The 21,364-nt window shown below is 36.0% G+C and carries 24 protein-coding genes and 1 riboswitch; of the genes, 19 read left to right on the forward strand and 5 right to left on the reverse strand.

What is annotated here, in order from left to right; translation table 11 throughout:
- Positions 1–153 precede the first annotated feature (153 nt).
- Entirely contained in the window at positions 154–2,055 is a 1,902-nt protein-coding gene (locus MKY09_RS08225) for an LTA synthase family protein (RefSeq protein ID WP_298472789.1), read from the forward strand.
- A gap of 321 nt (positions 2,056–2,376) precedes the next feature.
- The gene (locus MKY09_RS08230) at positions 2,377–3,480 is read left to right on the forward strand and encodes a hypothetical protein (RefSeq protein ID WP_342568046.1); all 1,104 of its coding nucleotides are present in this window, start codon (positions 2,377–2,379) and stop codon (positions 3,478–3,480) included.
- 43 nt (positions 3,481–3,523) lie between these two features.
- Here MKY09_RS08230 and MKY09_RS08235 read toward each other — a convergent pair whose 3' ends face one another.
- Complete coding sequence (locus MKY09_RS08235; RefSeq protein ID WP_169358108.1) at positions 3,524–3,703, reverse strand: DUF2759 domain-containing protein; 180 nt, start codon at positions 3,701–3,703, stop codon at positions 3,524–3,526.
- Positions 3,704–3,855: 152 nt separating this feature from the next.
- On the opposite strand from MKY09_RS08235, the gene MKY09_RS08240 reads away from it, so the two are divergent.
- Positions 3,856–4,494, forward strand: a complete 639-nt coding sequence (locus tag MKY09_RS08240) for an MBL fold metallo-hydrolase (RefSeq protein WP_342568047.1) — start codon at positions 3,856–3,858, stop codon at positions 4,492–4,494.
- A gap of 55 nt (positions 4,495–4,549) precedes the next feature.
- Here the strand turns inward: MKY09_RS08240 and MKY09_RS08245 are convergent, their stop codons facing one another.
- Together MKY09_RS08245 and MKY09_RS08250 are read right to left on the reverse strand one after the other, a co-directional pair.
- Entirely contained in the window at positions 4,550–4,789 is a 240-nt protein-coding gene (locus tag MKY09_RS08245; RefSeq protein ID WP_169358110.1) for a DUF2626 family protein, read from the reverse strand.
- 141 nt (positions 4,790–4,930) lie between these two features.
- Positions 4,931–5,611 (reverse strand): helix-turn-helix domain-containing protein, encoded by a 681-nt coding sequence (locus tag MKY09_RS08250; protein ID WP_342568048.1) that lies wholly within the window; start codon positions 5,609–5,611, stop codon positions 4,931–4,933.
- Positions 5,612–5,784: 173 nt separating this feature from the next.
- Between MKY09_RS08250 and comGA the strand changes: the two genes are divergently transcribed.
- The 15 genes from comGA to MKY09_RS08325 all read left to right on the forward strand — a co-directional run bounded on the left by comGA (position 5,785) and on the right by MKY09_RS08325 (position 18,462).
- Positions 5,785–6,801 carry a competence type IV pilus ATPase ComGA gene (gene comGA / locus MKY09_RS08255; RefSeq protein ID WP_342568049.1) on the forward strand — a complete coding sequence of 339 codons (1,017 nt, stop codon included), beginning with the start codon at positions 5,785–5,787 and terminating at the stop codon, positions 6,799–6,801.
- Entirely contained in the window at positions 6,782–7,843 is a 1,062-nt protein-coding gene (gene comGB / locus MKY09_RS08260) for a competence type IV pilus assembly protein ComGB (RefSeq protein ID WP_342568050.1), read from the forward strand. Before comGA ends, comGB begins: the two co-directional genes overlap by 20 nt.
- A 13-nt stretch (positions 7,844–7,856) precedes the next feature.
- Entirely contained in the window at positions 7,857–8,186 is a 330-nt protein-coding gene (comGC, locus tag MKY09_RS08265; RefSeq protein ID WP_169358114.1) for a competence type IV pilus major pilin ComGC, read from the forward strand.
- Entirely contained in the window at positions 8,173–8,610 is a 438-nt protein-coding gene (gene comGD / locus MKY09_RS08270) for a competence type IV pilus minor pilin ComGD (protein ID WP_298472725.1), read from the forward strand. The genes comGC and comGD overlap by 14 nt, the downstream gene beginning before the upstream one ends.
- The gene (locus tag MKY09_RS08275; protein ID WP_298472722.1) at positions 8,600–8,911 is read left to right on the forward strand and encodes a hypothetical protein; all 312 of its coding nucleotides are present in this window, start codon (positions 8,600–8,602) and stop codon (positions 8,909–8,911) included. Before comGD ends, MKY09_RS08275 begins: the two co-directional genes overlap by 11 nt.
- Positions 8,912–8,967: 56 nt before the next feature.
- The gene (locus MKY09_RS08280; RefSeq protein WP_342568224.1) at positions 8,968–9,336 is read left to right on the forward strand and encodes a ComGF family competence protein; all 369 of its coding nucleotides are present in this window, start codon (positions 8,968–8,970) and stop codon (positions 9,334–9,336) included.
- Entirely contained in the window at positions 9,317–9,523 is a 207-nt protein-coding gene (locus tag MKY09_RS08285) for a hypothetical protein (protein WP_298472720.1), read from the forward strand. The genes MKY09_RS08280 and MKY09_RS08285 overlap by 20 nt, the downstream gene beginning before the upstream one ends.
- A 14-nt stretch (positions 9,524–9,537) precedes the next feature.
- A complete protein-coding gene (locus MKY09_RS08290) occupies positions 9,538–10,050 on the forward strand; it encodes a shikimate kinase (protein WP_169358119.1) in 513 nt (170 codons plus the stop codon).
- A 118-nt stretch (positions 10,051–10,168) separates the two neighbouring features.
- A riboswitch (glycine riboswitch) is annotated at positions 10,169–10,260 on the forward strand.
- Between the two features lie 151 nt (positions 10,261–10,411).
- On the forward strand, positions 10,412–11,557 hold the full coding sequence (gene gcvT / locus MKY09_RS08295; RefSeq protein ID WP_342568051.1) for a glycine cleavage system aminomethyltransferase GcvT: 1,146 nt from the start codon (positions 10,412–10,414) through the stop codon (positions 11,555–11,557).
- Positions 11,558–11,581: 24 nt separating this feature from the next.
- Entirely contained in the window at positions 11,582–12,931 is a 1,350-nt protein-coding gene (gene gcvPA / locus MKY09_RS08300; RefSeq protein ID WP_298472916.1) for an aminomethyl-transferring glycine dehydrogenase subunit GcvPA, read from the forward strand.
- A complete protein-coding gene (gcvPB, locus tag MKY09_RS08305) occupies positions 12,924–14,384 on the forward strand; it encodes an aminomethyl-transferring glycine dehydrogenase subunit GcvPB (protein WP_342568052.1) in 1,461 nt (486 codons plus the stop codon). The genes gcvPA and gcvPB overlap by 8 nt, the downstream gene beginning before the upstream one ends.
- Positions 14,385–14,825: 441 nt before the next feature.
- On the forward strand, positions 14,826–15,485 hold the full coding sequence (locus MKY09_RS08310) for a suppressor of fused domain protein (RefSeq protein WP_342568053.1): 660 nt from the start codon (positions 14,826–14,828) through the stop codon (positions 15,483–15,485).
- 279 nt (positions 15,486–15,764) lie between these two features.
- The gene (locus MKY09_RS08315; protein ID WP_342568054.1) at positions 15,765–17,720 is read left to right on the forward strand and encodes an ABC transporter permease subunit; all 1,956 of its coding nucleotides are present in this window, start codon (positions 15,765–15,767) and stop codon (positions 17,718–17,720) included.
- A gap of 35 nt (positions 17,721–17,755) precedes the next feature.
- Positions 17,756–17,917, forward strand: coding sequence for a hypothetical protein (locus tag MKY09_RS08320; RefSeq protein ID WP_342568225.1), 162 nt, complete (start codon positions 17,756–17,758; stop codon positions 17,915–17,917).
- A gap of 5 nt (positions 17,918–17,922) precedes the next feature.
- Positions 17,923–18,462 carry an alpha/beta hydrolase gene (locus MKY09_RS08325; protein ID WP_342568055.1) on the forward strand — a complete coding sequence of 180 codons (540 nt, stop codon included), beginning with the start codon at positions 17,923–17,925 and terminating at the stop codon, positions 18,460–18,462.
- A 241-nt stretch (positions 18,463–18,703) separates the two neighbouring features.
- On the opposite strand, the gene MKY09_RS08330 is transcribed toward MKY09_RS08325, so the two are convergent.
- Positions 18,704–19,966, reverse strand: coding sequence for an ATP-binding protein (locus tag MKY09_RS08330; RefSeq protein ID WP_342568056.1), 1,263 nt, complete (start codon positions 19,964–19,966; stop codon positions 18,704–18,706).
- A gap of 73 nt (positions 19,967–20,039) precedes the next feature.
- The gene (locus MKY09_RS08335; protein ID WP_169358126.1) at positions 20,040–20,423 is read right to left on the reverse strand and encodes a rhodanese-like domain-containing protein; all 384 of its coding nucleotides are present in this window, start codon (positions 20,421–20,423) and stop codon (positions 20,040–20,042) included.
- A 103-nt stretch (positions 20,424–20,526) separates the two neighbouring features.
- Between MKY09_RS08335 and MKY09_RS08340 the strand changes: the two genes are divergently transcribed.
- Complete coding sequence (locus MKY09_RS08340) at positions 20,527–21,363, forward strand: biotin/lipoate A/B protein ligase family protein (protein WP_342568057.1); 837 nt, start codon at positions 20,527–20,529, stop codon at positions 21,361–21,363.
- Position 21,364 lies beyond the last annotated feature (1 nt).

The raw sequence follows: 21,364 nt of genomic DNA on the forward strand, positions 1-21,364 counted from the left end.
TTTGAGAACGTCTAATAAAGGGTATATAAAAAAGGGATTGTAAAATTTTATATAAATATCCCAATTCATTGATATTGATTTATTGTCAATAAAGGATTAATATATACACTGTTACTTTACTCGCATAAGGAGTAAATAAGGAGGATGTAGGCATTGAAAAATAACTGGCCCAAACATTCTATTCTTGTAATTGCAATTGTGGCAACTTGGATAAAAACGTATATTGTGTACCACACGAGCTTTGATATGAAAATCGAGAATATAATGCAACAATTTATTTTATTTATTAACCCATTGAGCTTTTTGCTCCTGATCTATGGAATTTCTTTATTTTATAAAACCAATAAGGCTCGAAATAGACATATAGTAATTACTAGTGTGATACTTTCCATCGTGCTTTATGCAAATGCTGTATTTTATCGCTTTTTCACGGATTTCATAACCATTCCAGTCTTGTTTCAAACAAGTAATTTTGGAGATTTAGGTTCTTCTGCAGCAGCAAGTATCTTCCTTACTGATATTTTCTATTTCACCGATATTGCGATTATTTTAATCGCGATGAAATGGTTAAAAACTAGAGAAAAAGGTACGAGTATTAAACCAGCAACAAGAAGAGCATATTTTGTGCTTTCTGCTGCTATATTATTTTTAAATTTAGGACTTTCTGAAATTGAGAGACCTCAGCTTCTAACAAGAAGTTTTGACAGAGAGATGCTTGTTAAAAATCTTGGCTCATACAATTACCATTTATACGACATTTATATTCAATCCAAGTCCCATGCTCAACGTGCACTTGCAGATGGAAGTGAGTTAGTCGAAGTAAATAACTATGTACGCTCAAATCAAGCAGATCCGAATGAGGAAATGTTTGGCTTAGCTAAAGACAGAAACCTAATTGTTGTTTCTATGGAATCTTTACAGTCGTTTGTTTTAAATAACGAAATGAACGGGCATGAAGTAACCCCATTCTTAAACAGTCTAACGAACGATAAAGATACATTCTATTTTTCAAATTTCTATCATCAAACAGGATTAGGGAAAACATCTGATTCAGAGTTTCTTATAGAAAATTCTCTTTATCCTTTAGGTGGCGGCGCGGTATTCTTTACACACGGAGAAAACACATACCACTCAATGGCAGAACGTTTAAATGAGGAAGGTTACTTTACGAACGTCATGCACTCTAACAAGAAAAGCTTTTGGAACCGAGATATGATGTACCAGTCGCTTAATATTCAAAAGTTTTATGATGTAATGAGTTATGATGTAAATGATGAAAACTCAGTAAACTGGGGACTAAAGGATATTCCATTCCTAGAGCAATCTGTAGATTTAATGACAGAAATGCCTGAGCCTTTTTATTCACGTTTAATCACGTTGACGAATCACCATCCATTTACATTGGATGAAGAAGATATGTTAATACCTGAATATGATTCTAATTCTGGAACATTAAATAGATACTTCCAATCCGTTCGTTACATGGATGAATCATTAAAAGTATTCTTTGATGAATTAAAAGAAAAAGGATTATATGATAATTCTATTATTGTAATGTATGGAGACCATTATGGTATTTCTGAAAATCATAATGCTGCAATGTCTAAGTATTTAGGTAAAGAAATCACGCCTTATGAATCTGCTAAGTTACAAAGCGTTCCTATGTTCGTTCATATACCAAATAGTGATGCTGGGAAAGAAATTACGGATATTTCCGGTCAAATTGACTTACGTCCAACAATTTTACACTTATTAGGTTTAGAAACGAATAAGGATATGCAATTAGGTGCAGATATTTTCTCTGAGGATCACGAGGAATTTGTTATTTTCCGTAATGGTGGTTTTGTTACAGAAGATTATTTATACACTGCAAACACATGTTATGAGAATGGAACAGGTCTAGAGGTCGAGATGGAAAACTGTCAGCCATATGTTGATCGAGCAACACAGGCACTAGGCTATTCCGATAAAATTATCAATGGAGATTTGCTACGATTCTATGATTTAAAGACAGGTAATCTTTTAATTGATGAAACGAAGGATTCAACTGAATAATTTCTTAAAAGCACAGACTAAAAAGTCTGTGCTTTTTTAGCTGATAAATAAAATTCGTAAAAATTACTGGCGTCTTTTAGTTAAATCTTAAGCAGTTAGAAAAGTCTTAATTTTATTATGCCCTTTTCAAAATTTTAAGCTAAAAAATATGTAGATAATGTAAAGTGGTGTGACTTTTTGTGTTATCCTATAAAATAACGATTATTATTTTATTGAATTAGCTCATTAGAAAAAGTTAGAGAATAAAATATAAGATGTTTACTTTTTTTGAAACAAAATGTAGTTTGAATCGTCTAATGTGTATAGGATGAAGGGGGGAGAATGTTGAAAAAAGCTTTATTATTTATATTTTGTATAATGTTTTTACAGGCCTGCACAGAAACAGAGAAGTCACCAGAAGTTCCCCCTGACGATATCTCCGAGCAGCCCACATCTGCAAATGAAAATGATATCACAAATAATATCCCATCCATTCATTTAGAACGTAACAAATTTCATAGTGTTATTGGTTGGTTATCTGATGATGAAATCTTACTTATATTGGTCGACAAAGGAGAGTGGATTTTAAAATCTTACTCGGTCACTAAAGAAGAATGGAAAGAGATTTATAGAACTAAAACACCAGTGATTCAAGGAATGATTCATCCGAGCAAAGAAATGATAGTTTTACATACTTCTAACAATTCCTCCTCAGCTGAAGTGCAATTAATACATATGAACGGTGTAGTGGAGCAAAGCTTGTATTTTGAATCTGCTGAACTGTACATGGATTGGCATCCAACAGATCCAAATTTAATTGCTTTCACTGCTTTTTATGAAGATTGGAGTTATAACAGCGTAGTTTACAATGGACATACGCAAGAAATGGAAGCGATTGATGTAGAGAATCCATTTGTAAAGTGGTTGGACAGCGAGAATTTAATGGTATTCGATTGGAGTGAAACTAGTTTAGATGGAAGTAATCTAAAACAGTATTCTATAGCTGATCATTCCATTAAGGCTACGGAGTGGAGTAATATTATAGATGTACAAAACTTAGGGGATTCTCTAGTCTATATTCAAATAGATGAAGAAAACATGCAATTTAAGTATCACTTAGTGAACAAAAGTAATGGAAAGAGCTTTGACTGGGTATCTCCAGCCGTAAGTAATTACTCCGAGTGGGTTATACCTACCATATCCATAATCTCTCCAAATAGCTTTATTGCCTTCCAAGCGAAAGAAAAGGGAAATAAGGATGAAACAAATGAAAAAAGTATAATAGGTATGTATTCCATAGAAGGGGAAAAACAATATGGGGAAATAATAGAACGTCCTATTGACTGCTCGCCAAACGGTATGATTTGTCTTGGTGGATATGAGAAAGAACAATGGATTAACTTAAATACCTTAAAAGAAGGTAAATGGTTAAATATATTGGAATAGAAAAAGCTGCTATACATTTGTATAGCAGCTTTTTCTGTATGTTTTAGTGTAAGCTTGGTGGAAAGCCTTGGTTGATTACTGTCATAACTGTAAAGAAACCAAAAACTGCAAATGTACCAAAGTTAAATAAAACACTTAGTAAATTTTTTTCTTTGATTGCTTGGTAAGTGCCTATAATAGCTAGCACTGTAACAAGACCAAAAATAACTATTAATAAGTTCATGAAAGACACTCCTTCCGACATATAAAATAAATGTCGCGATTGCATATTCCTCTTCTATTGTAATTGTTATCTGTTCTTTTGTCGAGTAATAAAAGTGGCGAAAGATTGAACAAAGGTAAACAAATCGTTTAATATAGAGAAGAGGTGAAATTATGTTAAATATACGTACATACCCATTAGGTTTTATACAAACGAATTGCTACGTCATTTCCAATGCTAAAAAAGAATGCCTAATTTTTGATCCAGGAGGCAACGGAGAGCAGTTAATTAAGGAGCTAAACAGGCTGCATTTAAAACCAATTGCCATACTGCTGACCCATGCTCACTTTGATCATATTGGGGCTGTAGATGACGTAAGAGATACATATCATATTCCAGTCTATATACATCCTACAGAAAAGTCATGGTTAACTAATGCGGAGAAGAATGGTTCTGCCAAATATGCAGAAATCCCAAATATTATTGCTAAAGAAGCCGACGTAATGTTAAACCATGAAGAAAAGATGAGTATTGGTGATTTTGAATTTACCATCTCTCACACACCAGGACATTCTCCAGGCAGCATAACCTATTACTTTGAATCAGATGGCTTTGCAATAGTTGGAGATACGTTATTCCAAAACAGTATAGGTCGTACAGATCTACCTGGTGGTAACGAGAAGCAGCTGTTAAAGTCGATACACACAAAGCTATTAACACTTCCTGTAGAAACTGTAATATATCCTGGGCATGGCCCAGCATCAACTGTTCAAGCAGAAATGGACAGCAATCCATTTTTGAATGGGTTTTAATAAAGACCAAATAAAAAGCAGCCTCCATTATATGTGGAAGCTGCTTTGGACTTTATTAATGTCCACCTGGTACATGTATGAATGTAGTGTAGTATGTAAAACCAGCGAAGAAGAACATTAAGTAAGCCCCGAAGATGTACATATACATACGCTCAGATAGGTTTAAGAACCCTAAAAGAAGGAATAACCCCGTATTTGCTAAAAATAGTAAAGACGCTTCTGTCATATCACCTAAATAAAACATAACTGCAAAAATCCCTGTCCAGAATGCCATTACTTTATACATATTGCCCAATTGTAGTCCCTCCTTTTGCAAAGAATACAAATAATTCTCCTATTCATTATAAATGAAAGTGTTCTTACATGTAAACTGATTATTAGATATCTACATATGAATAACATAAGTTTGTCACAATTAAGATACATCTTCAATTCATTATAGAACTTCGACGTGATATACGCAATTAATACAGTGATTTTGCTTACTCTCTAACTGGATGAATGAATTCTCTGGGAATAACTTGTCAAACTGTCCTTTTAGAAAGGATTCATGTAATAAGCATATAAATTGTGGGTATTTATTTAAAAAATCTTTATAAGGACAATTGAATATAGAAAAAGTGATAACTTTTTTATTGTTCTTTTCCATGATAGTAGGGATATAACCTATAGAGTGGGCAGTTTCCTTTAAAATATCCAGTCTCTCTTCAAAGGACATGCTATCCATTAGTGTATGATTAACCACTTTTTGTCCATTTTGATAAGCGATATCCTTAGCTTTTTCAAGCGCTTCCTCACCCATTGTATCCACTAATTCCAATAGCCATTCAAGCAGTAAATGATTTTCTTGTTTAGGAAAACTTAAATGTATTGGTTCTTCAGCAACAACATAAACTCTTGCTGGCCGACCACCTTTTTCGTTTTTAACGAATTTCGAAGTCAGTAGCTTCGCTTCGTTTAGTTTTGTAAGATGTAGTCTAGCCACATTTGGATGAATACCAAAATGTTGGGCAATTTGCTGTACATTTACTTCCTTATTTTCTTTTATAATATATTGATAGATTGAGTATCTAGTCTCATCTGCCAGGGTACCTGTTAGTTTTAATGTATCGGACAAGTATATCCCACCTTCCATTAATTTTATTATAAGGGAGAATTTAAGAATGACAAACGATATCATCTAATAAATAAAAATTGTGAAAAATCACTTTATTTATTTAGAAATAGGAAGTATACTATGTTTTATAAGCTTCGTGCGGCCAAGCTTGTGACTGGGGAAAGGACGACTAAATGCAGCAAGAAGAAAATGTAGTGGAACAAAGATGCTTCCAACTATTAAAGAAGGCACATCAATTTGGAGCTTCTGATCTTCACATGATTCCCAATGAAGAAAATTACATCTATTATTTCAAGAAGACATCCCAAATGTTCGAGGCAGGTCAGCTGCCATTAAATCTCGGGATTAGAATCATATCATACTTCAAGTTTTTATCCTCTCTTGATATCAGCGAAAAACGAAAACCACAAAGCGGTTCCTTCCAACATATGTTTAACTCACAAAAATTTTCGTTTCGAGTTTCTACCTTACCATCTGTGTATGGAAAGGAGAGCTTAGTCATTCGACTTCAACAGCACGACAATGCAAAAATTATCCACTCACTTTCCTTATTTAGAGGAGCATCAGACAAAATCGTAGAGCTTGCTAACCAACGACAAGGAATGATTCTATTTGTTGGACCAACTGGCTCAGGTAAGTCTACATCTATGTATTCATTGACAAAATACTGTGCAGAAAATATGAACCGGCATGTCATCTCTTTAGAGGACCCTGTTGAAAATAGCCAATCATATCTACTTCAAATTCAAGTGAATGAGCGCTCAGGTGTTACGTATGCCAAAGGGCTAAAAGCCATCTTAAGGCACTCGCCAGACGTTATTATGATCGGAGAGATAAGAGATGAGGATACGGCTAAAGCGGCAATACAGGCTTCCTTAACGGGCCACTTAGTAGTATCCACGATTCATGCCAAGGACGGATTAGGTGCTTTATATAGACTAATGGATCTTGGTATTAGTATTGATGAATTAAAACAAACGGTAACCGGTGTTGTCACTCAAAGATTGGTAAGTGTAGTAAAAACAAAAAGTCCAGAACTATCTGCCATATATGAAATTATTGCAGATGATGTTTTAAAGGGTGCCTTACTCTCGATAAGTGAAGGAAATACTTTCAAGGTTCCAGTTCCCTTAACTCTTTCGTACCAAATAGAAAGGGGGATCAGGGAAGGTGTTATTAAAATCAATTAAAGATTATCTCCGTAAGAAGGATGAAACCATACACGCTTCTATGCATGCCTCTTTTTTGAAAAGGTTAAGTGAGTTGCTTAATGAGGGATATACATTTCATGAAGCGATTACTATGTTATTACCATTTCATGTGAAGAACATACATGTGGTACAAACGAAAGTGACGGACATACAAAAAAGAGGGCTTGGCGTAATAGAAGTATTTAGGGTGCTAGGTTTTCCTAATCGTTTACTTCTTCCCATTTATTTGGCTTCCCAGCATGGACATTTAGCAGAGACAACAGAAGTTTTAGCTGTTAACTCTGCTTTCAATGAGCAAGCAAGAAAACGTTTGAAGAACCTCTTGTTATATCCCTTATTTTTGTTTGTCATAATATTTTTGTTGTTTTCTGTTTTTCGAATTTACTTTATTCCCAATATGGAAACCTTGCTTTCTAAAAACTCCGCCCAATCTGACAGTTCCCTAGCATTAACCAATACCCTACTAAACCTTCCTAACATCTTTATAGTTTCTCTCTTCTCTATGATATTACTCTGTCTAGTTCTATGGCTCCTGCTTAGAAAGAAAAGTATGGAGATTAAAATTATATTCTTTAAACGAACTCCCATTTTGAATAGTTGGTTTCGTTTACTAGTGACCAGAATATTCTCTAGGGAGATAGGGGTACTTCTAGAGAGTGGTATGTCTCTTCAAGAATCCTTTACTGCTTTAATCCACCAAAAAGAAAATAAAATACTGCAGTACATTGTATTTCAAATGAACGAAAAAGTAATTTATGGCTCCTCATTTTCAGAAGGTGTCATACTAGTGGATTGTTTTACTGATGATTTTCATCAATTTATTGTTCATGGAGAAAATAATGGCTACCTAGGCAAAGAACTTACACTTTATAGTGACTTTATAAACAAGCGCGTAGAGGAAAAACTATCCCGTTACTTAAGTATTATTCAACCCTTGATGTTCTTAATACTTGCAGTTTTTATAGTGGGTGCTTATTTGGCAATCTTACTACCAGTATATGAAATGATTAATATAATTTAAAGGAGCTAATCAAATGAAAAACTTATTAAAATCTAATAGAGGTTTTACTTTAATTGAAATGATGATTGTACTGCTAATTATATCTGTACTAATATTAATCTCGATTCCAAATGTCACAAAGCATTCAGCAAATATTGATAAGAAGGGCTGTGCAGCCTACATTAAAATGGTCGAAGGACAAGTGCAAGCCTATAAAATAGATAATAATAAAACTCCTTTACTCTCAGATTTAACTGTAGATGAATATTTGGGAGCAAATAATAAAAGCTGTCCTAACGGGGATGAAATTGATATTGAAAATGGAAAAGTGATTATTAAGGAAGTAGCTAATGGAGGAAATTAAAAAACAAGCTGGATTTACTTTGATCGAGACTACATTAATTCTAATGATTGTTATGGTAATTAGCTCTGCGGTTATTTATGGAACGTCTAATAAGGTAATCGAGCTAGAGGAAAAAAGATTTTTTCGCCAATTTCAGTTAGATGTGCAACGAGCGCAAGCTCTGGCTTTAAGTCAGGAGCAATATATCGTTTTAAAATTTGGAAACAAAGGAACAAGCTATTCCACGACAAACTCCAATATAACTTTATTTGAAAATAGGCTGCCTTCACATATTAGTTTATCGGAGGACAGTAAATTAAAGGAACTTATTTTTCTGCCGAGTGGTATGGTTAGGAATTTTGGGAGCTTTGCTTTCTTGACTTCAAAAGAAACGAAACTAGTTACTGTGCATATTGGTACTGGTAAATTAGCGTATGAACAATAAGGGATTCTCATGGGCAGAAACCATATTAACTTTATTTATTACTTTTATGATTGCTACAATACTTCTACCTTTACTCACAAATATGAATGTGAAGCTTGAAGACAAAAAGAGAAAATATCACTCGGCGATTGTCATGAATGAAGCAGCTAAATTATTCGTGACAGAAAATATAAAAAACGGATCTCTTACTATAGAAAGTGTAACATTTAACTTTCAAATAGATGAACAACAGGTTTGTGTAGAATATGAAGGTGCGAGAGGAGAGATGATTAACTGTATAGAGATCTCATCGGTAAATTAAAAAAGCAAAATGGTTATACTTTTATCGATGGTATTTTACAACTATCGGTATTTATTATCTTTGCTCAAATACTGGTACTAATAATGTGGTCGTTATATACGACAGAAAAAAAGGTGACGGATCCACAAGAAGTGGAATGGGGTTTATTCATACAATACGTGGAAGCTTACCTAAATAATGTAGATAGTATCATGGTCCAAAAAAGCCAGCCAGGAATCCGCTTTATAAAAGAAGGGGAAGAGTTTGATGTGGAATTCGCATCAAACGTAATTCGAAAACAAAAGAATAGATTGGGGAACGAGCCTCTCCTCTTAAATGTACAAGCACTTAAAGTTAGTATGGAAGGACAAAATATTACATTCTTCGTCACTTTTTTTAATGGTCAACAGAAGGAGCACACCATGTATGTTACGTATTCTAAATGAGCAAAAAGGTGCTTTGCTACTAGCTTCCGCCATACTACTTTCCATTGTCTGTTTTTCCATTCTCACCATTACTGCCGCATACCAATCTAAATATCGAACGTATGATTTGTTGGAAATCCGTCATATTAGTGATACTATCAATAAAATGAGTATTTTTATTGATCAAGAAAATAATCCTGGTATGTAGTGAGTTGATGAAAAATGTACAAGATCTATTTAGTAGGCTTTATGGGGAGCGGTAAGAGCGCTGTCGGAAGAAGGCTGAGCTACCATTTAAAAATGCCTTACTATGATATGGATAAAGAAATTGTCAAAAAACAGAAAATGTCGATACCTGAAATATTTGAGCAGCACGGTGAGGCATATTTTAGGAAATTAGAGACGGAGTTTTTGCAAACCTTTCGAAATGAATCTTGTATTATTTCTACGGGTGGTGGTGTAGCCACACTTGAACGGAATATTAAAATTATGAGAAATAATGGACTAGTTTTATTTTTAGACGCAACATTCGAAGATATTTGGATGCGTATAAAAACGGATAAAAATAGGCCAATCGTTCAAAGGAGTACGAAGGAAGAATTACAGCAACTTTATAATACGCGGAGAAGAAGCTACAAAAAGGCTGCTCATATTACTATTAGAACCGAAAACAGGCATATTCGACAAATAACAGAATACGCAGGATTTCAAGTAAATCGACTCAAAGGCGAATGATTTATCAATTTCTTTAAATATTCGTTCGTCTTTAGATAGTTTTTGTAAAAATGATTGCGCTCTCTTATGTTCAATGTTAGGATATAGACAAAGCTAGTGATATTTCTATATTTAGCGGATGATTATACGGGGAGAGAACGCATCACTGCGTCGCCGAAGGAGCAAGTAATTATTTATGAATCTCTCAGGCAAATGGACTCGTATAGGACGCAACTCTGGAGAGTGCTTTCAAAGTTAAGTGGAAAGCCACCAAAGGGGAAAGCCATCTTATGGTAAACTTTCAGGTGCCAGGACAGAGAACCCTTGTTAAGTTAAAGGGGGTTTTCTGTCCTTTTTGTGATTTTTAAACCATGTACCTTTAATGCCCTATGCTTTTTCTACCTATTTAAAGGAGGAATTTAAATTGTCAGAACAGTTAAAACGAACGCCGTTGTATGATGTCTATTCATCGTATGGAGGAAAAACAATCGATTTTGGTGGCTGGGAATTACCTGTTCAGTTTTCAAGTATTAAGGAAGAGCACGAAGCTGTTCGTACGAAGGCTGGATTGTTTGATGTTTCCCATATGGGAGAAATTTTCGTAAGTGGGCCACAAAGTGAAAACTACATACAAGGTTTAGTTACCAATGACATTTCTAAATTAGTTAATGGTCAAGCACAGTATAATGTCATGTGTTATAAAGACGGCGGAATTGTTGACGACCTATTGGTTTATAAGCTAGAGGATCAGCATTATTTATTGGTTGTGAATGCTGGTAATATAGAAAAAGATTTTGAGTGGATGAAAGAAAATCTTATAGATGATGTTGAGTTAAATAATAGCTCTAATGACTATGGACTATTAGCTTTGCAAGGTCCAAAAGCACAAGAAATTCTTCAAAAGTTAACGACACAGGATTTAGCAGAAATTAAATTTTTCCGCTTTAAAGACAAAGTAGAAGTCGCTGGCAAAGAAGTAATCGTATCAAGAACTGGTTATACGGGAGAAGATGGTTTTGAAATCTATGCATCTAGTAATGATCTAACAGATTTATGGAGCAGCATACTAGAGGCAGGTAAAGATGAAGGATTACTTCCATGTGGGCTTGGAGCTCGAGACACATTACGCTTTGAAGCTTGCCTACCATTATATGGCCAAGAATTATCTAAAGATATTACTCCATTAGAAGCAGGGCTTGGATTCGTAGTGAAACTGAATAAAGAGCAAGATTTTAATGGGAAGTCAGTATTGGTAGAACAAAAAGAAAATGGTGTTCCGAGAAAGAGTATTGGAATCGAAATGATTGATAAAGGAATTCCACGTACTGGTTATCCAGTATACAAAGATGGAGTTCAAATTGGTTTTGTTACTACCGGTACGCAATCACCTACATCTAAAAAGAATATCGGTCTAGCTTTAATTGACGCAACATTTGCTGAAATCGGACAGGAACTTGAAATTGAAATACGTAACAAACGATTAAAAGCAGTAACTGTAGCTACTCCGTTTTATAAAAGAGAAAAATAAGACAAAGAAAGAGGTTGTCCATTGATGAAGCAGCATCGTTATTTACCAATGACTGAACAAGATCAAAAAGAAATGTTAGACGTAATCGGCATTTCTTCTATTGATGAATTGTTTGCAGATATCCCAGAAAAGGTTCGTTTTAAAGGGGAATATAATATTAAACCTGCTAAAGCAGAATCTGCTCTTCTTAAGGAATTAAGCCAGCTAGCTGCTAAAAATGCAGATAGTAGACAATATGCGTCTTTCTTAGGTGCTGGAGTATATGATCATTTCAAGCCTATCGTTGTGGATCATGTTATTTCACGTTCTGAATTTTATACAGCTTATACACCATATCAACCCGAGATTTCTCAAGGGGAGCTTCAAGCTATTTTTGAATTCCAAACGATGATTTGCGAATTGACTGGAATGGATCTTGCAAACTCCTCTATGTATGACGGAGGTACTGCGCTTGCAGAAGCAGGTAACCTTGCAGCAGGACACACAAAGCGTAAGAAGTTAGTAGTTTCTGAGGCAATCCATCCGGAGTATATTGATGTAGTGAAGGTTTATGCAAAGGGTCAAAATGTAGATGTAGTTACTGTACCGATGAAAGATGGGGTTACAGACGTAATTAAGCTAGAAGAAGCAGTCGATGAGGATACAGCAGCAGTTATGGTTCAATATCCTAACTTCTTCGGTCAAATTGAAGACCTAGCAAAAATTGAGCAAGTAACACATGAGAAAAAAGCGTTGTTTGTTGTTTCAGCTAACCCTCTTGCATTGGGTGCTTTAACACCACCTGGTAAGTTTGGTGCCGATATTACAGTAGGGGATGCACAGCCTTTTGGTATTGCGGAAGCATTTGGTGGACCACATTGTGGCTACTTCGCGGTAACTTCTAAGCTGATGCGTAAGGTACCTGGTCGTCTTGTTGGAGAAACAACAGATGAGGAAGGTCGCCGTGGTTTTGTGTTAACACTACAAGCACGCGAACAGCACATTCGTCGTGACAAAGCTACTTCTAATATCTGTTCTAACCAAGCTTTAAATGCACTTGCTGCATCTGTAGCGATGACAGCTCTTGGTAAAAAAGGTGTAAAAGAAATGGCTGTTCAAAATATAACTAAGACTCACTATGCAAAGCTGGCATTTGAAAAAGCTGGATTTGAAGTACCTTTCCAAGGAGCTCATTTTAATGAAATCGTCGTGAAGGTGAATGGTTCAGTAGCTGATGCAAATAGTAAACTTTTAGAAAAAGGTATAATCGGTGGATTTGATTTGGGTCGTATCAACTTGGATCTGAAAAACCACGTATTGATTGCAGTAACGGAACAACGTACAAAAGAAGAAATAGATGCACTCGTGCAAGAAATGGGGGCTCTTTATGCATAAGGACAATCAACCACTAATTTTTGAAATAACAAAAGAAGGTCGAGTAGGATATAGCCTACCTGAGCTAGATGTTCCAGAAGTAGATTTGTCATCCATCTTGCCTGCAGGGATGTTACGTGAAGAAGAGGCAGAGCTACCAGAAGTATCTGAGCTAGACATCATGCGTCACTATACAGCTTTATCTAACCGAAACCATGGTGTGGATACAGGATTCTATCCACTAGGTTCTTGTACGATGAAATACAACCCGAAAATCAATGAATCTGTTGCAAGATTCCCTGGATTTGCAAATATTCACCCACTTCAAGAAGAGTCAACTGTTCAAGGTGCAATGGAACTGTTATATGAATTACAAACATCTCTAGTTGAAATAACTGGTATGGATGAGGTTACTCTTCAACCTGCAGCTGGTGCCCACGGTGAGTGGACAGCGCTGATGATGATTCGTGCTTTCCATGAATCGAATGGGGACACACAGCGTACGAAGGTAATCGTACCTGACTCTGCGCATGGAACAAATCCAGCATCTGCAACGGTAGCAGGGTTCGAAACGATTACTGTTAAGTCTAATGAGGACGGCTTAGTAGATTTAGAGGATCTACGTCGTGTAGCTGGTCCTGATACAGCTGCCTTGATGCTTACAAACCCTAACACATTAGGTTTATTTGAGGAGCATATTTTAGAGCTAGCAGAGATTATTCACGGGGTAGGCGGCAAGCTTTACTATGATGGTGCCAACTTAAATGCGGTAATGTCGAAAGCACGTCCAGGAGACATGGGCTTTGACTGTGTACATTTAAATCTGCACAAGACATTCACAGGACCACATGGTGGGGGAGGCCCGGGTTCTGGACCGGTTGGAGTGAAGGCTGATCTTATTCCATTCCTGCCAAGCCCAGTATTAGTTAAAGAAGATAACAAGTATACATTCGACTATAATCGTCCACAAACTATTGGCCGAGTAAAACCGTTCTACGGTAACTTTGGTATCAATGTTCGTGCGTACACATATATTCGTTCTATGGGACCAGATGGTTTAAAGGCAGTGACAGAATACGCGGTGTTAAATGCTAACTATATGATGAGACGCTTGGAAGCTTATTACGACCTTCCATACAATCGTCATTGTAAGCATGAATTCGTATTAAGTGGACGTCGTCAGAAGAAATTAGGCGTTCGTACATTAGATATGGCTAAGCGTCTGTTAGACTTTGGTTATCATCCGCCAACAATCTACTTCCCATTGAATGTAGAAGAAGGCATGATGATTGAGCCAACTGAAACAGAATCGAAAGAAACGTTAGATGCATTCTGTGATGCAATGATTCAAATTGCTAAAGAGGTTGAAGAAAACCCAGAAATCGTTCAAAATGCACCACATACAACCGTGATCAATCGTTTAGACGAAACAAAAGCTGCACGTAAGCCAGTACTACGATACACTAAAGCATAATGAAAAGTGCGATCCTTAAGGGTCGCACTTTTTTTATGTTTAAATCAGAAGAATTAGTTCCATTAATAACCAACGGAAACAAAGAACGAAAACGGGTATTAGCGATGTTAAACATTCTCCTCGGCAAATGTAATTTATCACCGTTCGGTGGGGCTTTATCACCGTTCACGAAGATTTTATCACCGGTAGAGTGTTTTGAGGTAGCTCTACATATGCATTAGAAAAATTGATATCAAAAATGAGCTTGGAGATTCATTTTCCAACTCATTTTATTTATATTTTTAATCAATCTTCCGCTTTAAAGTAGCTTTTATTTAAGAAACACTATATTCAGTTAAATAAAAATCATAACACCATTTTTGGATTTCTTCTAAATTTGAAACTAATTAGCTATTTTTTCGTAGCAATAATAAAAGTTAAAGTCGAAAGGAAGATATAATCATGAACCTAGAAGAGTATAAAAAGCGAGCGGCAACGCAAGAGGATTGGTCACCAGGATGGGATGCAATCGATAGAGTTTTTGAGGAGCTTTATCCGAACCAAGAACCTGCTCATTTTGGGACAGACCTACATGCTCGGGCTTGGTTAGGTGGGGACCAATATATTGATGGATATAGTATTTATCAGTCACCTAATGGGTACAAGCATATGGTGACTTATGGGATGACCGACTTGTATGTGAATGATCAATCGTTCGGGGGTAAATGGAGTGGCTGGGGATATGAAATGACGATTAAATTGGCAGAGGAAAATGTAGAGGATTGTTTATGGGCAGTATCCATGCTTTCTAATCTTGCCAGTTATACATATACGCAGAAAAAACCTTTTGAGCCATTTCAGTATGTTGCTGGTAATGGGGGTTCCATCCATATTGGAGTAGACTCTGCGATTACAGCGTTGCTTGTTATAGATGATCCAGAGCTTACAGGGATAGATAGTGTTCATGGTAGAGTTGACTTTCTTCAAGTGGTTGGAATCACCCAAAGTGAATTAGAATTATTAATAGAGGATCCAAGTAACGTCGTGCTTCTTTCGGAGAGAATGAAAAAAGATAACCCTTACTTCATTACTGATATGAAAAGAACTAAGTCGTATATTTGATATACCCAGTCAACTATAAAAGTAGTAATTTACCATTAAATTTCTTTAGAGGTAAGAGAGGATTCCAGTGGGATGAGAATGTTAAGTGCTACAGCCTTACGAGCGACAGCGACTGGTGGTATTTTATCAATTAACCACCGGAATTGCATCCTCTAAAATTAAAGAGGAAAAAGATAATTTATGAATAAAAACTAATATTTAACAATTTTGAAACTTTTACCTAAATAGGTTCGTATACCCTTATAGAGCGATAGAAGAGGTCTACCTAGGGGGAACAATATGTACAGATGGATTAATTTGTTAGGTAAATTTCTTTTGGGTATTATTGGGATTGTTTTAATTAGCTGCGTTCCCATCGTCTTGTTTCAAGTAGGTAGCCTCTTTGACTTTTCTTTCTATTTACGAACAATTTTTGAGGTATGTAAAAGTTTGTTTTTACCGTCTGAATGGCATCTTAGCTATCTAGTAATGCAAACAATGGAGATTATTCCGATTAGCATATCGGAATATCTGAAGGGTCCTTATTTGTATTCGATGACTATATTGATAGTCTCTTTGTTGTTTTCCTTGTTTATTTCATTTATATTGGCTATTTTTACGACTATTTCAAATGGTCCGGTCCAAAAGCTTTTACTACAATTTGCAAATATACTAACTGCGATTCCTGATTTTGCATACATATTTCTTATCCAACTAGCCGTAGTACAACTGTATACGATGACAGGTTTACGAATTCTTTCTTTTTATAGCTTAGGGGGAGAGAGGGTTTATGCGGCTCCTGTCATTTGCCTATCGGTGATACCAGCCATTTTGTTTTATAAATTATTGGTGCTTTTATTTAAACAAGAGCTGGACCAGCCATATGTAGAGCTTGCTAGATCTAAGGGGCTTTCTAATGTCGAGGTGCTGATTAAGCACTGTACCCGTAATGTTCTGCAGAGTGTCTTCTTTCAATCAAAATCAATCGTCTGGCTCACATTGTCCTCCTTGTTCATAGTAGAGTATCTTTTTGGGATAGAAGGGATTCTACACTATTTAACGAATGATTTTAGTCCAAAGGGTATTACTTTCATCTTACTATCGATATTCATACCATTTTTTCTATTCTATTCGGTTGTTGAGAATCTGGTTAAACGGGGTCGACTGGAAAAAAGCGTTATGTTTGAAGGGTTGCGAGTTCCGCTCTTAGATCGACTGCAGTGGAAAGCAATTTTTCGATACAAAACTAAGGCACATACACGGAGATTCAATATATTCTCCAGACAACGTCTGAATATCACAATTCCTGCATTAATAATTGTTGGACTATTCAGTGTGTCCGTCGCCTATTATTTTATCTTTCATGACGATGTAGAGCAGGTAAATTTTTTATATGACGATAACGGTAACCTTATCGGAAGGCCACCACTGCCTCCATCTACTAGTATTATTTTTGGTACAGATCCATATGGATATTCTATTCTTCAGCAACTGCTTGTTGGAACAAAATATACAATTGGTATGACTGTATTAGTTGCTACGATCAGAGTAGGCGGAGGATATTTACTAGGAATTCTATATGCATTCTTTTTGAACGAAAGATGGAGAAAGGTAATAAATAGTATCGCCGATGGTATGCACTTTTTACCATTAACATTATTAATGTTTATTTTACTTTTACCAATTTTAACTATTTCAACAAGTGGATTAGAAACAAGCTTAGGAGAAAGGCTTTTCATCCAAGCTTTGATCATGTCCGTGTTAGTCCTCCCCATAACTACTAGTCTTATAGGGAATGAAATGAATGAGGCAATAAAAAAAGAATATGTGCAAAGTTCTGCTGTAATGGGCGGGTCATTAATATGGGTTATTCTGAAGCATATCAACCCACAAATAGGAAGAAAGCTTTGGTTATATTGGTCTCAGCATGTAGTACAAGTACTTCAAACACTAGTGCATTTAGGTGTTTTATCTATTTTTGTCGGAGGAGCGATAAGCTTTCCAGATAGTGCGAGACTTTCTCCAGTCATTTACGAATTATCTGGAATGATATCTATTGCAAAGGAAGTATTTTTAACGAGACAACTATGGCTGATTCTACCACCATTAGCTATATTTATGCTGCTTATCTTTTGCTTTCAGAAGATAGCAGAGGGCTTCACAGAAAAAGAAATGCAGTTAGGTATACAAAAGAAACGGCGGGAGTTTAAATGGCTTTATATTACAAGGAAGATGGGGAACAAAATGAACAAATAATACTCTTTCTACATGGCGGAGGAGTCGGAGGCTGGATGTGGGACGAACAGGTACAGTACTTTAAAGGAAAATATCATTGTATAGTACCTGATCTCCCAGGTCATGGTCGTAGTAGGGAGACTGATTTTGTCTCTATTAAAGATTGCGCATTTCAACTCATACACTTACTTGAGGAAAAAAAGAAGATAAAAAGATAATAGTCGTGGGATTTTCACTTGGTGCTCAAATTGCTATTCAGATGCTTAGTCAGTCTCCCGATTTAATCGATTATGCAATGATTAACAGTGCTCTCGTAAGAAAAGTACCATTTGGAAAGGAAATGGTTAAACCTACTATAAGGTTAACATATCCTTTGATAAAATATAGATTCTTTTCCAAGCTACAAGCTAAACAATTGTATATTGGCCCAAACCTTTTTGAAAAGTACTTTAAAGATAGCAATCGAATGTCTTTAGATACATTAACAATGGTTCTAGAAGAGAATATGTCTTTTCAAGTACCAGATTCCTATGCTGACGTAAAAGCAAGCCTTTTAATAACAGTAGGCGAGAAAGAAAGAAAAGTGATGAAAAGTTCAGCAATTGACCTTTTAAGTAAGCGAGACAGAGCTCAGGCAATTACGATCACTGGTATTGGTCATGGTATTCCAATAGCTGCTCCAGAGTTTTTTAATGATATATTAGAAAACTGGTTAGAAGGTGCAGGACTACTTCTGAACACTAAAGTAATTCCGAAATGTTGAACTAATAATGGAGCTTCTTTAACCAGAAATTACGTAGTCTAGTAAGAAGAATGGCTGTTAGCATGCTTCATTGCATCCCAACTACTATTCAGAATTCTTATGAACGCAAAATTCTTCTAATATATAGAAGAAACTCAATATTTATTGAAGTTAAAATTTAATTGTCGTATGCTTTTTACCTTAAATGTTATCTAAAAAAAATAAAACACTCCCTTTTTAGTGTTGGGAGTGTTTTACTTTTTTAAAAACCAATAGAATGATTGTCTTCTTCCCAGTCATTTTTTATGGTTCGTTTATTTTGTTTAATCAGCTCGTCGATCCGTGTTTCGTATTCCAGCTTGCCATCATAATGCCAGTTAAGTGCAATGGACATGTACAGCTCGTTTAGTTGAGAAACGGATAAGCCTTTTGATCGTTTAGCTATATCTACTAAGACGTGGTCAAGAAGAATCTTCTTAATATCAAGCTTACGTAAATAATTTTCTCTCACTTGTTGGGGTGGTGAAGGAATCTCATATGCACGATCGAATCTTCCGGCACGGTTAATTAATGCTGGATCAATCTTCTGTGGGTAGTTAGTTGTTCCAATGATAAATAGACCCTCTCTAGATTGTGTTCCGTCTAATGTGTTTAAAAAGACAGATCTTGTATACTCGGGCATCGAGTCAATGTCCTCAATCACCAGAATAGCTGGGGCTAATCTAGAAACAATTCCAAAAACCTCTTGGATGGAGTGACTTCCTGTGAACTCAGTGATTTGCCAATAGACTACAGGAGCTTTCGTAGAGCCGGTAATCGATTTTACTAGTGTCGTTTTCCCGTTTCCAGGGGAACCATATAGTAATATACCTCTTTTATAAGGAAGACCATATTCCTTAAAAAACAAACCGTCCTCTTTAAAAAATTCATCGATGGATCGAAAAATATCTTGTTTAATTTGATTCTCTAGTAGAACCTCTTCTCGAGGAACGACTGCTTGCTCACTATATTTTCTTCGCTGAACCCCTTGATCCGTGTCAACTAAATAGGTGACCGACTGCATTAGAAGCTCACGAAGCTTTTCATTGATCTCCTCTAAAAAGAAAAGGGCCGCTTGAGGGGAGGTGGAAAAGAAAAAGTAATCCGGCCAAGAGTTACCTTGAGAATAGTTAAATGCCATAGTTACTGCTACCTGATAATCCGGAAACATTATGAGTGTATTCTCAAATGTACTAACCATTCCCAGTTGATTTTCCATAGAAAGTAGGGATTTGCTTGTTATTTTACTTAAAGGCTTAGCTTCGTAAATATTTGCTAAAATTTTATAAGGAATCAATTGATGCTCCATCATTTCAATTAAATTAGTATCTAACTGATTAAATTGATTGTCAATGTTTACTAATTGCCAGTTGCCTGACTGTTCTTCATTTAAAACATTAGTGATTCGCCTTGTCAGAATAGCAAAATCCTCATAACTTGGATGAATCTCCCGAAATTGTTCTTCGTGGGAAAATATTACTTTCATAGTAGTTCATGCCCCCTTAGTGTAAGCTCTAAACAAAAAAGGTTCCTCTTGTTAAGAAGAACCTTATGTTATACTATTTAGATTTGATTTTGCCGGTCCAGCCCTTAAAGCCGCCTTGTAACTGGTTAAGTTGCGTATGCCCTTTTTTCTTTAAGAACATAGCTGCACGTCCACTTCTTGCACCATTTTGACAATACAGATATACTGGTTTGTCTGGGCGAATTTCTTTGTGGCGTTGTCTTAACTGGGAGGAAGGAATATTTCTTGCTCCAAGGATATGGCCACCATCAAATTCTTTAGGCTCGCGTACATCGATTAATTGAGCTTTACGATAGCCCTCGATGAATTGCTCCTGCGTAAGGTTTGTAACTGTTTTCTTTAGTCGGTATGCTGAAATTCCTGCATAAACTAATAATACGACCAATATTGCTATAATAATATAAAGAGTCTCTAACACGGTCTTTCCCCTTTCTATACTTCCATTATCTATTATAAAAGATTTGCTAGATACAATTCAATCATTTTGGTAAAATGAATAGCGTTGTTAGGGGGGAGAAAGTTTGAAAAAGACAAAATGGTATTTTATTGATTCAGGTCCGTGCGCCCCGTCCTATAATATGGCGCTTGACGAGGCCCTTTTAGATTGGCATAGTGAAGGGTTGATTCCACCAGTGATTCGATTCTATGAATGGAATCCAGCAACTCTATCGATTGGTTATTTTCAATCGGTAGAAAAAGAGATAGATATGGAAACAGTTAGAGGACTCGGTTTAGGATTTGTCCGCAGACCGACGGGAGGACGAGGAGTTCTTCATGAGCATGAACTTACATATAGCGTGATTGTTTCGGAAAACTATCCAGATATGCCAGCAACAGTGACTGAAGCTTATCGAGTGATCAGTGAAGGGCTATTAAAGGGATTTCAAAGTCTGGGATTAGAGGCATATTTTTCTATTCCTAATACTCCAGATAAACTGCAAGCCTTAAAAAGTCCGAAAACTGCTGTTTGCTTTGACACACCAAGCTGGTATGAGCTCGTAGTAGAAGGCAGGAAAGTAGCTGGAAGTGCTCAAACTAGACAAAAAGGTGTTATACTTCAGCATGGTGCAATTCTTTTAGACTTAGATGATGAAAAACTTGTGCAAACCTTTAAATTTTCTTCCGATGAAGTCCGGGAAAAAGTGAAAAATAGCATTAATCAAAAAGCTGTTGCTATAAACAAATTATTACAAAAATCGATACCAATAGACATATGTAAGGATGCTTTTAAAAAGGGATTTTCTGAAGCCTTAAACATTGAATTGGTACCATTTCATTTAAATAATGAACAAAATGAATACGTGAAAATGCTGGAAAGACGGCGTTATGATAATGACGCCTGGAATTTTAAAAAATAAA

Source organism: Psychrobacillus sp. FSL K6-4046 (genome assembly GCF_038624605.1).
Taxonomy (GTDB): domain Bacteria; phylum Bacillota; class Bacilli; order Bacillales_A; family Planococcaceae; genus Psychrobacillus.